General features: G+C 66.1%; 9 protein-coding genes and 1 pseudogene. 6 read left to right on the top strand and 4 right to left on the bottom strand.

Annotated features, from left to right (window positions below):
• From rbbA to GD429_RS26530, 4 genes are all read right to left on the bottom strand, one after another.
• On the bottom strand, positions 1–2,805 hold the full coding sequence (gene rbbA / locus GD429_RS26545) for a ribosome-associated ATPase/putative transporter RbbA (RefSeq protein WP_152861319.1): 2,805 nt from the start codon (positions 2,803–2,805) through the stop codon (positions 1–3).
• Positions 2,802–3,875, bottom strand: a complete 1,074-nt coding sequence (locus GD429_RS26540; RefSeq protein ID WP_152861317.1) for an HlyD family secretion protein — start codon at positions 3,873–3,875, stop codon at positions 2,802–2,804. The genes rbbA and GD429_RS26540 overlap by 4 nt, the downstream gene beginning before the upstream one ends.
• Entirely contained in the window at positions 3,872–5,377 is a 1,506-nt protein-coding gene (locus GD429_RS26535; protein WP_152861315.1) for an efflux transporter outer membrane subunit, read from the bottom strand. The genes GD429_RS26540 and GD429_RS26535 overlap by 4 nt, the downstream gene beginning before the upstream one ends.
• Positions 5,378–5,542: 165 nt before the next feature.
• Positions 5,543–6,148, bottom strand: a complete 606-nt coding sequence (locus tag GD429_RS26530; RefSeq protein WP_193727198.1) for a LemA family protein — start codon at positions 6,146–6,148, stop codon at positions 5,543–5,545.
• Between the two features lie 385 nt (positions 6,149–6,533).
• Between GD429_RS26530 and GD429_RS41880 the strand changes: the two genes are divergently transcribed.
• The 6 genes and pseudogenes from GD429_RS41880 to GD429_RS26500 all read left to right on the top strand — a co-directional run bounded on the left by GD429_RS41880 (position 6,534) and on the right by GD429_RS26500 (position 13,832).
• Positions 6,534–7,322 carry a PAS domain-containing protein gene (locus tag GD429_RS41880; protein WP_152861311.1) on the top strand — a complete coding sequence of 263 codons (789 nt, stop codon included), beginning with the start codon at positions 6,534–6,536 and terminating at the stop codon, positions 7,320–7,322.
• A gap of 57 nt (positions 7,323–7,379) precedes the next feature.
• A pseudogene (locus GD429_RS26520) lies at positions 7,380–8,561 on the top strand (sensor histidine kinase); the annotation flags it as partial.
• 11 nt (positions 8,562–8,572) lie between these two features.
• Positions 8,573–9,025, top strand: a complete 453-nt coding sequence (locus GD429_RS26515) for a response regulator (protein ID WP_124625974.1) — start codon at positions 8,573–8,575, stop codon at positions 9,023–9,025.
• Positions 9,022–10,500, top strand: a complete 1,479-nt coding sequence (locus tag GD429_RS26510; protein ID WP_152861453.1) for a PAS domain-containing protein — start codon at positions 9,022–9,024, stop codon at positions 10,498–10,500. The genes GD429_RS26515 and GD429_RS26510 overlap by 4 nt, the downstream gene beginning before the upstream one ends.
• Positions 10,501–10,977: 477 nt before the next feature.
• Positions 10,978–12,471 carry a basic amino acid/polyamine antiporter gene (locus tag GD429_RS26505; protein WP_152861309.1) on the top strand — a complete coding sequence of 498 codons (1,494 nt, stop codon included), beginning with the start codon at positions 10,978–10,980 and terminating at the stop codon, positions 12,469–12,471.
• A 137-nt stretch (positions 12,472–12,608) separates the two neighbouring features.
• On the top strand, positions 12,609–13,832 hold the full coding sequence (locus GD429_RS26500; RefSeq protein WP_152861307.1) for an arginine deiminase: 1,224 nt from the start codon (positions 12,609–12,611) through the stop codon (positions 13,830–13,832).
• Positions 13,833–13,876 lie beyond the last annotated feature (44 nt).

Below are 13,876 nucleotides of genomic sequence, written 5' to 3'. Positions count from 1 at the left end.
TCAGCGCTCCTGTTTGCGCAGCAGCAGACCGGTCATGATCAGGATGACCGGTGCCGCCGCGAGCAACGGCCAGAACTGCGACGACAGGTCGGCCAGCCCGAGCGCCTTGTTGTAGACGCCGCGGCTGATCGCGAGCATGTAGGTGGCCGGGTAGACCGTACCGATCCACTTGCCGCTGCCTTCGAGCGACGACAGCGGCGTGAGCAGGCCCGAGAATTGCACGACGGGGATCAGCGTGCCGATGATCGTCATGAAGATCGCGGCGATCTGGCTGCGGGTGAAGGTCGACGCGAACAGCCCGATGCCCGTGGCCACGACGTTGAATATCAGCACCGCGGCCGCCAGCGTCGCGAAACTTCCCTTGATCCGCACGCCGAACACGACGTCGGCCAGCACGACCATCAGCAGGAAATTCAGCATCGCCAGCATCACGTAGGGCGCCTGCTTGCCGAGCAGGAATTCGGCCCGCGTGACCGGCGTCACGTACAGGTTGACGATCGACCCGAGCTCCCGTTCCCGCACGACCGCGAGCGCCGTGAGCATCGCGGGCAGCATCAGCAGCAGCATCGGCATGATCGCCGGGATCATCGCCGGCAGGCTCTTGACGTCCGGGTTGTAGCGATAACGAACGGCGACGTCGACCGCGGGGACGAGCGACGCGCCGAGCCGGCGCTTCGCCTGGTCGCGCAGCCAGTTCTCGTGCATGCCGGCGACATAACCGCGGATCGTCTCCGCGCGCATCGGCATCGCGCCGTCGATCCATGCGCCGATCTCGACGCGCCGGCCGCGCGCGACATCGCGTGCGAACCCGGGCGGGATCTCGATCGCGAGCGACAGGTGGCCGTTGCGCATGCGGCGATCGATGTCGCGATCGTCCGCCAGCGCTGCGCGCGGCACGAAATAGCGCGAGCCGGCAAGGTTCTGCGCATAGTCCTGGCTCAGGATCGACTGGTCGCGGTCGAGTACCGCGAACGTCAGGTTGTCGACGTCGAGGCTGATGCCGATGCTGATCACGCACATCAGCACGAGCGAACCGAACAGCGCGAGCGTCGCGCGCAGCGGGTCGCGGCGCAGCTCCAGCACCTCGCGCCACAGATAACTGCCGGCGCGCGCCGGGCTGAACCACGTGGCCCCGCGGCTTGTACCGGCCGCCTCGGGCGGCACGGCAAGCCAGCCGGCGTCGGACGGTGCCTCGGTCAACGCGCCGTCCGCTTGCTGCGCATCGGTCAGGTATCCGATGAACGCCTCCTCGAGCGTACCGGCGCCGCGCATGCGAACCAGCTCGTCGGGCGCGGCGCTCGCGAGCACGCGGCCCGCGTGCATCAGCGAGATGCGATCGCAGCGCTCGGCCTCGTTCATGAAGTGCGTCGAAATGAAGATCGTCACGCGATCGTGCCGCGCGAGCTCGATCATCAGTCGCCAGAAATCGTCCCGGGCGACGGGATCCACGCCCGACGTCGGCTCGTCGAGGATCAGCAGTTCGGGCTTGTGCACCATCGCCACCGCGAGGGACAGCCGCTGCCGCATGCCGAGCGGCAGGCGCTCGGGCAGCGCGTCGAGCGCGTCGGCGAGCCCGAAGCGTTCGACCATTTCGGCGACCCGTCCGGACACCCCCGGTTCCGGTACGCCGAACAGGCGCGCATGCAGCACGAGGTTCTGCCGGACGGTCAGCTCGCCGTACAGCGAAAACCCTTGCGACATGTAGCCGACTCGCCGACGGGTGTCGATGTCGTCCGCGGCGACCGGTCGGCCGAACAGCGTCGCGGTGCCTTCGGATGCCGGGAGCAGCCCCGTGAGCATCTTCATGGTCGTCGATTTGCCGCAGCCGTTCGAGCCGAGGAAACCGAAGATTTCGCCACGGCGGATTCGCAAGCTCACGTGATCGACCGCGACGAAATCGCCGAACCGCATCGTCAGCGCCTCGGCCTCGATTGCATAACCGGCGGAAGCATCGGGCTGAAAGGGCGCGATCCGGATCGGCTGGTGCCCGCGCCGGCGCGCGTCCGGGAGCAACGCGACGAACGCGGCCTCCAGCGTGTCGCAACCGGTATGCGCGAGCAGTTCGCCGGGGCTGCCCGTCGCCAGCACGCGGCCGGCGTCCATCGCGATCAGCCAGTCGAAACGGCGGGCCTCGTCCATGTACGCGGTGGCGACCAGTACGCTCATCGCCGGGCGAGCGGCGCGAATGCGCCCGATCAGGTCCCAGAACTGCGCGCGCGAGAGCGGATCCACGCCGGTCGTCGGCTCGTCGAGGATCAGCAGGTCCGGATCGTGGATCAACGCGCAGCACAGGCCGAGCTTCTGCTTCATGCCGCCGGACAGTTTGCCGGCGGGACGGTCGAGAAACGGGTGGAGGCCGGTGCTGTGCGTGAGCGCGTCGATCCGGCGGCGGCGCTCCGCCGCATCGTGGCCGAACAGTCTCGCGAAGAACTGCAGGTTTTCCTCGACCGACAGCGTCGCATACAGGTTCCGGCCGAGGCCTTGCGGCATGTACGCGATCCGCCGGCAGACGCGTTCGCGGTGGCGTCGCGACGACAGATCCCCGTCGAGGGTCCAGACCTGACCCTGCTGGACCTCGCGCGCGCCGGAAGCGAGCGCGAGCAGGCTCGACTTGCCGACGCCGTCCGGCCCGATCAGCCCGACCATGCGGCCGGCCGGGATCTCGAGCGTCACGTCGTCGAGCGCGTACTTGCCGCCGTATCGCAACGACACGCCCGACAGCCGTACGACCGTGCCGGGTGCGCCCGCAACAGGCGGGCCTTCGGTCGATCCCGCGTCGACGCCGGCCGGCGACATCGATTTCATTGCGGCACCCTGATCGCGAGGCGCTCGGGCCACGCCATGTTCGGATCGGCCTTCAGCCACGCGACACCCGGCAGCCCGGTCTTGACGAGCTTCAGATGGCGCTGCAGCAGGTCGCGGTCGATGCGCGCCTTCACGCGAAACATCAGCTTCTGCCGCTCGGTGGCCGTCTCGACCGTCTTCGGCGTGAACTGCGCGGTGCTCGATACGTACGACACGCGTGCCGGAATCACGTATTCCGGCGCGGCGTCGAGCACGATCCGCACGTCGGCGCCGAGCGGCACTCGGCCGACGACCGTTTCGGGCAGGAAGAACGTCATGTAGACGTCCGACAGGTCGACGACGTTGAGCACCTTGCCGCCTGCCGGCAGCACCTCGCCCGATTCGGCCACGCGATACTGGACGCGCCCGTCGCGCGGCGACGTCAGATCGCTGTCCGAGATGTCGGCCTGCACGCGTGCGACGGTCGCCTGCGCGGCCGTCACGGCGGAACGCGCTGCGACCAGCTGCGCCTTCGTGGCGTCGATCGCGGCCTGCGCGGCTTCCACCTGCGCGCGCGCGGCGCTCACGGTTGCCCGCAGGCTGCCGGCTCGTGCGCGATCGTCGTCGAGCTCCTGCAGCGACGACGCCCCGTCGCGCGACAGGGTTTCCGAACGCGCGAGCCGCCGCGTCGCCGCGTCGAGTTCGCTTTCCCGCTGCACGACCACGGCCGCCGCCGCAGCCTTGTCGCTGCGCCGCTGCGCGACCTGCGCGTCGACGCTCGCCGCGGTGTTCACCGCCTGCTGCTCCCTGGCGCGCGCCTCGTCGAGCTGCGCCTGCAGCACGACGACGTCCATGTGCGCGAGCGGCTGCCCGGCCTTCACGAAGTCGCCTTCGTCGACGAGCATCGCGGCGACGCGCCCCGGCAGCTTGGTCGCGACGTCGATCTCGGTCGCCTCGATCCGGCCGTTGCCGCTCACCAGGCCGGCATCCGCGTGTCCGTCGCGCCAGCGTGTCCACCCGTAGTACATCAGGCCGATCGCGAGCACGGCGGCGCCGGCACCGATCAGAAGAGGGCGCTTGATGGTTTTCATCGTGTGGAATCCGGATCGGTCGAAGTGTTGATCGGCGACGCGGCGGCCTCGTCGTCCTCATGCGTCGCGCCACCGAGCGCGCCGTACAGCGCGACGCGGCTCGACAGCAGCGCGCGGCGCGCCATCACCCATTGCTGCTCCGCGGTCATCAGGTCCCGTTGCGCGTCGAGCACTTCGAGAAACCGTGTGGCGCCGCTGTCGTAGCGCAGCTTCGCGAGGCGCGCCCGTTCGGCCTGGGAGGCCAGCGTGGCGCGCTCGATGCGTACCTGGTCGGCCAGCCAGTAGCGGGACGCGAGCGCGTCGGACACGTCGCGGAAGGCGCCTTGCAGCGTCTTTTCGTACTTCGCGAGCGCCTCGTCGCGCTGCGCATGCGCAAGGGCGAGATTCGAGCGATTTCGGCCACCGTCGAAAAGCGGCAGCGTCACGGTGGGGACGATCGACCATACGCCGGCGCCGGACGACAGCAGATCATGCAGCGCGCTGCTGCCCGAGCCGATGGAGCTCGTCAATGCGATGCGGGGAAAGAACGCGGCGCGCGCCGCGCCGATGTTCGCGCGCGTCGCCTGCAGCTCGTGCTCGGCCGCGATCACGTCCGGACGGTTGGCGAGCAGCGACGAGGGCAGGCCGGGGGCGAGCGACGGCGTCACGGCGCCGTCGTCGAGCGCGAGCGGCGCGTCGGGCAGATCCGGTGGCCCGCCGACGAGCAGCGCCAGCGCATCGGCCGCCGACGCGCGTGCCCGCTGCAACTGGACCCCGAGGGATTCCGCCTGCTGCAGCAGGATCTCCGATTGCGTCAGGTCGAGTCGCGAGATCGCGCCGGCCGCCTGGCGAAGCCGGAAAATCCGCAGCGATTCGCGCCGCGTGTCGATCGTCGCGCGGGTCAGCGCAATGCGTTCGTCGAGCTCGCACAGGGTCAGGTACGCGTCCGCGACCGCGGTGATCACGCTCAGCGTCGCGGCTCGCCGGGCCGCATCGCTCGCCAGGTAGCGCTGGAGCGCCGCGTCTTTCAGGTTGCGCACACGGCCCCAGAAATCGATCTCCCATTGCGTCTCGGCCAACCGAACCTCGTAGACCTGGCCGATCATCGGCGTCGGAGACAGGAAGCCGCCCGGTGTGCGAAACCGTGCGTAGGCCGCGCCCGCATCGATCGACGGCCACTGGTCCGCGCGGCGGATGCCGTAGACGGCGCGTGCCTGCTCGGCGCGCGCGACGGCCGCGCGCAGATCGCGATTGTCGGTCAGCGCCTGCGCGATCAGCGCGCGAAGACGCGCATCGACGAAGTACCGCTGCCACGCCGGCACCTGCGCCGCGGCGGTGGCCGTGGCCGTGGCGTTGGCGGAGGGATCCGGAAATGCGGCAGGAATCGGTGCGGCGGGGCGCTCGTCGGGCGGCGCAAGCGACAGGCATCCCGAAAGCAGTCCCGTGCCCGTTGTCAGCGCAACGAAACGCACGCACCGCGCAACGGCGATGTGGAAGTCAGCGGGAAGCGCGATGGCGCGCATGGAATGCCTCGGCGAATTCGGGAATACAGGATGGCGCCGCCTCATGGCGTCGCCGCTTCGGGGTCATTTATATCCGACGATTGCGGTTCTAACCCTTGATCTGAGTCACTTCGGCGGGGATGCGTTTCGAGCGGCGCCTCGCTTGACATCTGCGCCGGGCATGTATCAAACCCACGGGTCGCTGCGTGCGCCGGGTATAAGCAAGCCTCGCGGCAGCGGCGTGTGGGAAGCGATATCGGCAAACGTCCGATCTTCACGAAAGCCCAGCACACGCGCCGTGACGCGCGTCGGAAAGGTATGCAGCCTGGCGTTGTAGACGGCGACGGCGTTGTCGTATTGCTCACGGGCGATGCCGATCCGCAGCTCGATGGACCGGAGACGGACTTTCAATGCGCGGTAACGCTTGTCGGCCAGCATTTTGCGGTCTGAATCCGACACGGCCAGCAAACGCGAGACCGCGATTTCGAGTTTGAATTGCGCGTCGTCGTAGTAGCGCAGGGTGTCGCCCTGCCGAAGCGACGCAGCCGCGGCGGGCGTGGCTGCCACCGTCGCGTAAGCGTTGCGCACGGCTGCCAGCCGCGGATCCGGAGCCTTCGTTCCGCGCGATTCCACCTGCAGGAGATCGGCGACGATCGCGGCGCGCTCGTCGTACGTGCCGACGACGCCATTCAGCGCCAGCGCGACCTTGTTGTCGCCGTCTCGCAATAGCGACAGGCTGCCGCTGGTCGGCGCCAGCGCAAGGGCAATAAGCGCTACCGAAAGCGTCTTCATGTCGATTCCCGATGTACGGTCGCGTTTGTCTCGGACAGCTGGACTCGATTGTGGGTACCGAATGCCGGTTTTCGGTTGATTCCCGTCAACCCGGCCGTTCATGTCGGGAACCGGAAAGCCATGCTTGAGCGGCCGATCCGGCGACATGAGCCGCCCGATGCGCGATTTCGGTGCTGCACGCGGTTTCGAAAGCGTTCTCACGGCTTGCTTCTTGCGCGATGCGTCGGCGGTTTGTATATAGTGTCAGGCACCGTATGGCAGCCGAGAATTCGTATCCTGGCCGGCAGAATGCCGTCATCATTTCTCAGAAGACTGTGGACGTATCGGAACTGCCGGCCAACCCTGGCCCGGCCCCGGACGGTCCAACCAGGAAGGAGCATTGCGCGTGGAAACGATTGCTCGATTCTTTGTGGCTTCAGGCTTCGCCCCGCACGGTTATTGCCTCCAGTGGTCGCCCGGGCTGATCTGGACATACGTGGTTGCGGACGCAATCATCGCGCTTTCCTACTATTCGATACCCGTCGCGCTGTGGATATTCGCGCGTCGTCGCACGGACCTGCCGTTCAGCTGGCTGTTCCTGATGTTCGCCGTATTCATTCTGGCGTGCGGCACCACGCATCTGATTTCGATTCTCGATATCTGGCAGCCGGTGTACTGGCTGGACGCGAGCGTCAAGACCATCACCGCGGCGGCATCGCTCGCCACCGCCATCGTGATATGGCCCCTGATACCGAAGGCGCTCGCGCTGCCGAGCCCGATGCAGCTGGATCGGGCGAACCGCGACCTGGTGCGAGAGATCGCGGCCCGCCAGGCAGCCGAGAGCCAGCTGCGGGCGCTCACCCACGAGCTCGAACAACGGGTTGCGACGCGCACCGCGGAATTCGAAAGCGTCAACGAAGCGCTGCGTCGCAAGGTAGCCGAACACGAGCGCGCGGAGCTGGCGATACGCGATAGTCAACAGCAGCTGCAATCCATCGTCGACAATGCGACGACGGTAATCAGCGTCAAGCAAGCGGATCGTCGCTACGCACTGGTGAACCGGCGCTTTGAAGACCTATTTCATATCCGCCGGCAGGATGCATCCGGCAAGACCGACGATCAGCTTTTCCCGGCGGAGCGTGCGGCCAGGTATCGAGAAGCCGATGACCGGGTGCTGGCCGGCGAGGTCGTCTAAACCGAGGAAACCGTGATCGTCGACGGACAGCTGCATACGTTTCTGTCGGTCGGTTTTCCGATCAAGGATTCCGGCGGCAGGATCGTGTCGATCGGCGGCATTTCCACGGACATCAGCGAACGCAAGCGGGCGGAAGAACGCCTGCGGCTGGTCGTCGAGGCCGCTCCGAATGCGATGGTCATGGTGAACCGCGGCGGCCAGATCGTGCTCGTCAATTCGCAGACGGAGCGCGTATTCGGCTACTCGCGCGACGAGCTGGTCGGTCAGAGCATCGAGCGGCTGGTGCCGGCCCGGTTCCGCGACCAGCATCCCGGCCACCGCACGGCCTTCCTCGCCGCGCCGAAGAGTCGCCCCATGGGGGCGGGCAGGCATCTGACCGGGTTGCGCCGCGACGGTACCGAACTGCCGGTCGAGATCGGGCTCAATCCGATCGAAACGGACGAGGGCATGTTCGTGCTGGCGGCGATCGTCGACATTACGGAACGCATCCGTGCCGAACAAGCGTTGCGCGAACGCACCGACGAACTGGCCCGTTCCAATCGCGATCTGGAGCAGTTCGCGTACGTGGCGTCGCACGACCTGCAGGAACCGCTGCGCGCCGTGGCCGGGCCGCTGCAGTTGCTGCAGCGTCGCTACCAGGGGCAACTGGATGCGCGTGCCGACGAATACATCGGCCATGCCGTCGAAGGCGCCACCCGCATGCAGGCGCTGATCGAGGATCTTCTCGCGTATTCGCGCGTGGGCCGATCCGACAATCCGTTCCAGTCGATGCAGTGCGCCGCCGCGCTCGACAATGCGTTGAACAATCTCGCCGTGGCATTGGAGGAGGCCGGAGCCGAAGTTCACCGCGGTTTCCTCCCGACCGTGCAGGCCATTCCGTCGCAGCTCACGCTGCTGTTTCAGAATCTGGTGGGAAATGCGGTCAAGTTCCGCCGCAACGACGGGCCGCTGCAGATCCGGGTCGGTGCGGAACCGGGCGCCGATGGATGGCTGTTCCGTGTCGAGGACAACGGAATCGGGATCGATGCCCAGTATTTCGAGCGTATCTTCCTGATTTTCCAGCGCCTGCATACGCGTCGCGATTATCCCGGCACCGGCATCGGACTTGCGTTGTGCAAACGCATCGTGGAGCGTCACGGTGGCCGGATCTGGGTCGAGTCCGAGCCCGGAAAGGGCGCGACCTTTCTTTTCACGCTGCCTGACGGGGCGCGGACCGGTCCGAACGCTGAAGTCATTTGAGGAGAGAGCCAATGCCAATCGAATCGCTTGACGGTCTCGTCGATATCCTGCTCGTCGAGGACAGCCCCACCGACGTGATGATGACCCGCGAGGGGCTCGAGTACTACAAGGTCCTCAACCCGCTGAAGGTCGTCGAAGACGGCGTGGCCGCGATGTCGTACCTCCGCGGGGAAGGGCAGTACCGGGGCGCACGCCGGCCGGGCCTCATCATCCTGGACCTGAACCTCCCGAAGAAGAGCGGCCGCGAAGTCCTTCAGGAACTGAAGGACGACCCCGAACTGCGGAAGATTCCCGTCGTGATCCTGACGACCTCGAAATCGGAAGAGGACGTGGTGAAGTCCTACGGTCTGCACGCCAATTGCTACATCACCAAACCGGTCGACTTCGCGAAGTTCGCCGATGTGGTGCGCCGAATCAGCGACTTCTGGTTCGGCGTGGTCACGCTGCCGCCCGCCAGGCAATGAATACGCCGCTCAACGAGGTTCGGGTCCTGCTCGTCGAGGACAGTCCGACCGATGCATTCCTGATTCGGGAAACCCTCTCCGAAGTGCGGGACTTCGTGTCGGCGCTGCGTCATGTCGAGCGTTTGTCGCAGGCGGTCGATCATTTCCACGCAGAGCACTTCGACGTTGCGCTGCTCGATCTCGGCCTGCCGGATTCTCAAGGCCTCGACACGTTCAGCAGGCTTCATGCGGCAAAACCGGAAGTGCCCATTATCGTGCTCACCGGCCTTGACGATCTGTCGTCGGGATTGCTGGCGATCCAGGAGGGCGCACAGGACTATCTGCTCAAGAAAGACATTCAACCCGCTCTGCTGGGCCGCGCGATCCGTTACGCGATCGAGCGGCATCGCGTGTCGGTTGCGCTGGCCGCGAGCGAAGAGCGGTTTCAACTCGCGGTGAGCGGTGCCGCAGCCGGGCTGTGGGACTGGAACCTGCTCACCGGCGCCATGTATCTTTCGGCGCACTTCCACGAGATCATGGGTTACGACGATCGCGAATTGCCGAACGATGCGCGCGCGCATCTCGATGCAATCCATCCCGACGATATCGACCGCGTGATGTCGATCCTCGATCGGCATTTGTTGCACGAATGTACCTATGACGTGGAATACCGCGTCCGTACCAAGTCCGGCGAGTTCCGGTGGATCCAGTCCAGAGGGCAGGCGTTGTGGAACAGCACGGACGAGCCCTACCGGATGGTGGGCTGGATCATGGACATCTCGGATCGCAGGCACGCCGACGAGCAGTTGCGTGAATCGCGCGAGGAACTGAAGCGCCTGTCGGCCAGCATTCTGCTGGCGCGGGAAGAGGAAAAGGCGCGCATCGCACGCGAGCTGCACGACGACCTGGGGCAGCAGTTGACCGCACTCAAGATGGCGACCGCGGTTCTCGAAAACAAACTCAACGGTGCGGAAGCCGGATCGCCCGAGGCAATGGTCCGCAACCTGTATTCGATGATCGACCAGATCGTCGTTTCGGTGCGGCGCATCGCGGCGGATTTGCGACCGAGGATGCTCGACGATCTCGGGCTGGTGCCCGCCGTCGACTGGCTGATCGAGGATTTCTCGTCTCGGTATGGCGTTCGCGTAATCAGGCGCATCGATGCGAACCGGATCGCATTCAACCGCGAGAGTGCGACTGCCGTGTTCCGGATGGTGCAGGAGGCGCTGACGAACAGTGCGCGCCATTCGGGCGCGACCGAGGTCACGATCGGCATCTGGCGAGACGAACAGTACTGTTTCGTGACGATCGCGGACAACGGCCGCGGTGCCGCGAGCGACGTGCGCCCCGGATTGAAGTCGTATGGCTTGCTCGGCATGCGCGAGCGTGCCGAGCGGCTGGGCGGAGAAGTGCACATCGAGACTGCGCCCGGGCAAGGCTTCGCAGTCAGGATCAGGATGCCGCTGACAGCGGTGGAGGCCGACGAGCCCGATTGAACGGCCCGATGGAATCGGGCGCCCGAAGTCGACTCATCCGCCGATCCGCCGCCGACCGCTTGCGGGCTCCCCGCTCGTCCGCGTTGCCGCACCCTGGTTTCCCCTTGACATGAGTCAACCGACACCGGCGATTCGGTACCTACTATCGTCATTGGAATCGGTGGGCGCCACGATCCGCTCGCCGCACTCGCGAGGTCGGCGTTGCGTCTGCGCCGGCATACCCCGCTTGCCTGTCGAGTGATGCCGTCGATATCCGTTTTGCTTCGATCCTGGCCGCATCGATCGATATAAGTAGGACTCCAATTTTTCCTGATTGGACCACGGTTTGTTACCGACGCGTTTCCCGTTCGTTTTGACGAAAACGCATCGGCCGGTTGCGCTGCCCGCAGCCGGGAAGAGCGCCCGTTACGGTGCGACGTCGCAGCGATCCAGTCGCATTCCGTGGCCAGGCCAAGTCAACGCATTCGGAGAACCGGTATGAGCCAACCCGTAGTCGAAAAACCGCCGGTCGACGGCAAGCAGCAGTCGAAGCCGGCGACAGGCGGCCCGGAAACGCGCAAGCTCGGCCTGCTGCTGTTGAGCGGCATCGTCGTCGGCTCGATGATCGGCGGCGGTGCTTTCAACCTGCCGCAGAACATGGCCGCGGGCGCCGGCCTCGGCGCCATTGCGATCGCATGGGCCATCACGCTCGTCGGCATGTTCTTCATGGCCAACGCGTTCCGCACGCTGGCGGACCAGCGTCCCGACCTGACCGCCGGCATCTATTCCTATGCACGAGAAGGTTTCGGCAAGTTCGCCGGCTTCGAGATGGCGTGGGGGTATTGGCTCAGTTCCGCATTCGGCAACGTCGCGTTCGCGGTGCTGATCATGCAGACGCTGGGATATTTCTTTCCGGTTCTCGACGGCAAGAACTGGCAGTCGATCGTGGGCGGTTCGCTGTTGATCTGGGTGTTGCACTTCATGGTGCTCTCCGGCGTGAAGCGGGTGGCGATCCTCAACACGATGGCGAGCGTCGTCAACATCGTCACGCTGTCGATCGCGATCGTCGTGATCGCGCTGTTCTTCCAGAAAGGGCACTTCACGTTCGACGTCTGGGGGCAGCAGCAACACCTGGGCAGCACGCTCGCGCAGATCAAGAGCACGATGCTGGTCACGCTGTGGGTGTTCATCGGCATCGAGGGCGCCGTGGTCGTGTCCGATCGGGCGCGCAACCAGCACGAAGTGGGTACCGCGACGTTCATCGGGCTCGCGGTCTGCACGACGCTCTACTTCCTGCTTTCGGCGCTGCCGTTCAGCGTCATGTCCCAGCACCAGCTGGCCGGCCTGCAGAATCCGTCCTCCGCGTATGTGCTGGAGCAGCTCGTCGGGCACTGGGGCGCGATCTTCATCGTCGTCGCGTTGCTGTTTTCGGTATTGAGCTGCTGGCTCGCGTGGACGGTGCTCGTCGCCGAACTGCCCTTTGCGGCTGCCAAGGACAACATTTTCCCGCGCTTCCTGTCCCGCGAGAACCGGCATCACGCGGCCGCGCCGTCGTTATGGCTGTCGAGCGCGGTGATGCAGGTCATGATGTTCGTCGTGCTGTTCGCGCATGACGCGTGGATATGGCTCATCAGCGTGGCCGGGGTCATGATCCTGCCGCCGTATCTCGCGAGCACCGGCTTTCTGTGGAAGTGCGCCACGCAAAAGAGCTTTCACGAGCGGGCGGGCGAGGGCAAGCGCGCGTCGATCTGGACCGGCGTGCTGGGAACCGTGTATGCAGCCTGGCTGCTCTATGCGGCAGGCCCGACCTATCTGCTGATGTCCACGATCTTCTTCGTGGTCGGCATCCCGGTGTTCTGGTATGCGCAGCGCGAGAAGGACCCGCAGTCGAACGTCTTTACCGCTCGCGAACGCGTGGCGGCCGTCGTGCTGCTTGCGGTCGCGGTGAGCGCGGTCGTGCTGTTCGCGAAGGGCATCGTGTCGGTCGGCTGATGCGCGCGCCCGCCGGCTTCCGGGTCTCGACAGCGCGATCCGGAACCTCGACGGCGGGCATGGCCGCGACGGCAGCATGCGGCTCCCGACCGCCGTCGCGATCGAACCACTACTTCAGGATCAAGGACCATCAAACCATGACATTGGGCGTTCATTCCGAAGCCGGCAAGCTGCGCACCGTGATGGTGTGCGCGCCGGGCCTCGCTCATCGGCGGCTCACGCCGGCCAACTGCGGCTCCTTGCTGTTCGACGACGTGCTGTGGGTCGACAAGGCGATCGAGGATCACCAGACCTTCGTGCGCGTGCTGCGCGAACGGGACGTGGAAGTGCTGGAATTCCAGCACCTGCTGGCCGAAGTCTGCCTCGATACCAACGCGCGAGACTGGATCCTCGATCGCCGCATCACCGAGGAGGAGGTCGGCACCGGCATGCTGCGGGAGCTGCGGTTATGGCTCGAATCGATGCCGGCGCAGCGGCTTGCCGAAGCACTGATCGGCGGCGTCGCGAAATCGGAGCTGCCGTTCGACGCGCGCGGCCTGTTCGGCGGTTATCTGGAGCGGTCCGACTTCGTGATTCCGCCGCTCGTGAACCTGATCTTTCAGCGCGATCCGAGCGCGTGGATCTATGGCGGCGTGACGTTGCATCCGATGTTCTGGCCGGCGCGACGCAAGGAAACGCTGCTGCTCGCCGCGGTCTATGCATTCCATCCGCGTTTTGCCGGCCAGGTTCGCACCTGGTGGGGCAATCCCGACGTCGACCACGGCGCCCAGACGCTCGAAGGCGGCGACGTGATGGCGATCGGTAACGGCGTGGTGCTGATCGGCATGGGCGAGCGTTCGAGCCCGCAAGCCGTGACGCAGGTGGCGCGCGCACTGTTTGCCGGACACGGCGCGAAGCGCGTGATCGCCTGCCAGTTGCCGAAGTCGCGCGCGTCGATGCATCTGGACACGGTGTTCTCGTTCCTCGACGCGGACTTCGTCAGCATTTATCCGGACGTGGCCGACGAGATCCGCTGCACGAGCCTGTACCCCGGCGACGCGCTCGGGCAGGTGCGCTACGAGCGCCACGACGGCCGGTTCCTGGAAGTCGTGGCCAACGCGCTCGGCGTCGGCTCGCTGCGCGTGCTGACGACGGGGGGCGACCGCTACGAGAGCGAACGCGAGCAATGGGACGACGGCAATAACGTGCTCGCGCTGGATCGCCGCGTCGTGCTCGCGTACGACCGCAACACCTACACGAATCGCAAGATGCGCCAGGCGGGCGTCGAAGTCATCGAGCTGCCGGGCGGCGAACTCGGCCGCGGGCGCGGCGGCAGCCATTGCCTCAGCTGCCCGGTGGCGCGCGATCCGATCGCGCTCTGACCGCGCATTCGACCGCGCATTTTGCGCCGATATCGACAGACGGA

This window comes from Burkholderia sp. BE17 (assembly GCF_009362305.1).
Taxonomy (GTDB): domain Bacteria; phylum Pseudomonadota; class Gammaproteobacteria; order Burkholderiales; family Burkholderiaceae; genus Burkholderia; species Burkholderia pyrrocinia_C.
This window is presented reverse-complemented; position numbering and strand designations above follow the sequence as displayed.

Coding starts and splice junctions, on each gene's coding strand:
- rbbA (WP_152861319.1), bottom strand. CDS start 2,805: ATGAAATCGATGTCGCCGGCCGGCGTCGACGCGGGATCGACCGAAGGC.
- GD429_RS26540 (WP_152861317.1), bottom strand. CDS start 3,875: ATGAAAACCATCAAGCGCCCTCTTCTGATCGGTGCCGGCGCCGCCGTG.
- GD429_RS26535 (WP_152861315.1), bottom strand. CDS start 5,377: ATGCGCGCCATCGCGCTTCCCGCTGACTTCCACATCGCCGTTGCGCGG.
- GD429_RS26530 (WP_193727198.1), bottom strand. CDS start 6,148: ATGAAGACGCTTTCGGTAGCGCTTATTGCCCTTGCGCTGGCGCCGACC.
- GD429_RS26515 (WP_124625974.1), top strand. CDS start 8,573: ATGCCAATCGAATCGCTTGACGGTCTCGTCGATATCCTGCTCGTCGAG.
- GD429_RS26510 (WP_152861453.1), top strand. CDS start 9,022: ATGAATACGCCGCTCAACGAGGTTCGGGTCCTGCTCGTCGAGGACAGT.
- GD429_RS26505 (WP_152861309.1), top strand. CDS start 10,978: ATGAGCCAACCCGTAGTCGAAAAACCGCCGGTCGACGGCAAGCAGCAG.
- GD429_RS26500 (WP_152861307.1), top strand. CDS start 12,609: ATGACATTGGGCGTTCATTCCGAAGCCGGCAAGCTGCGCACCGTGATG.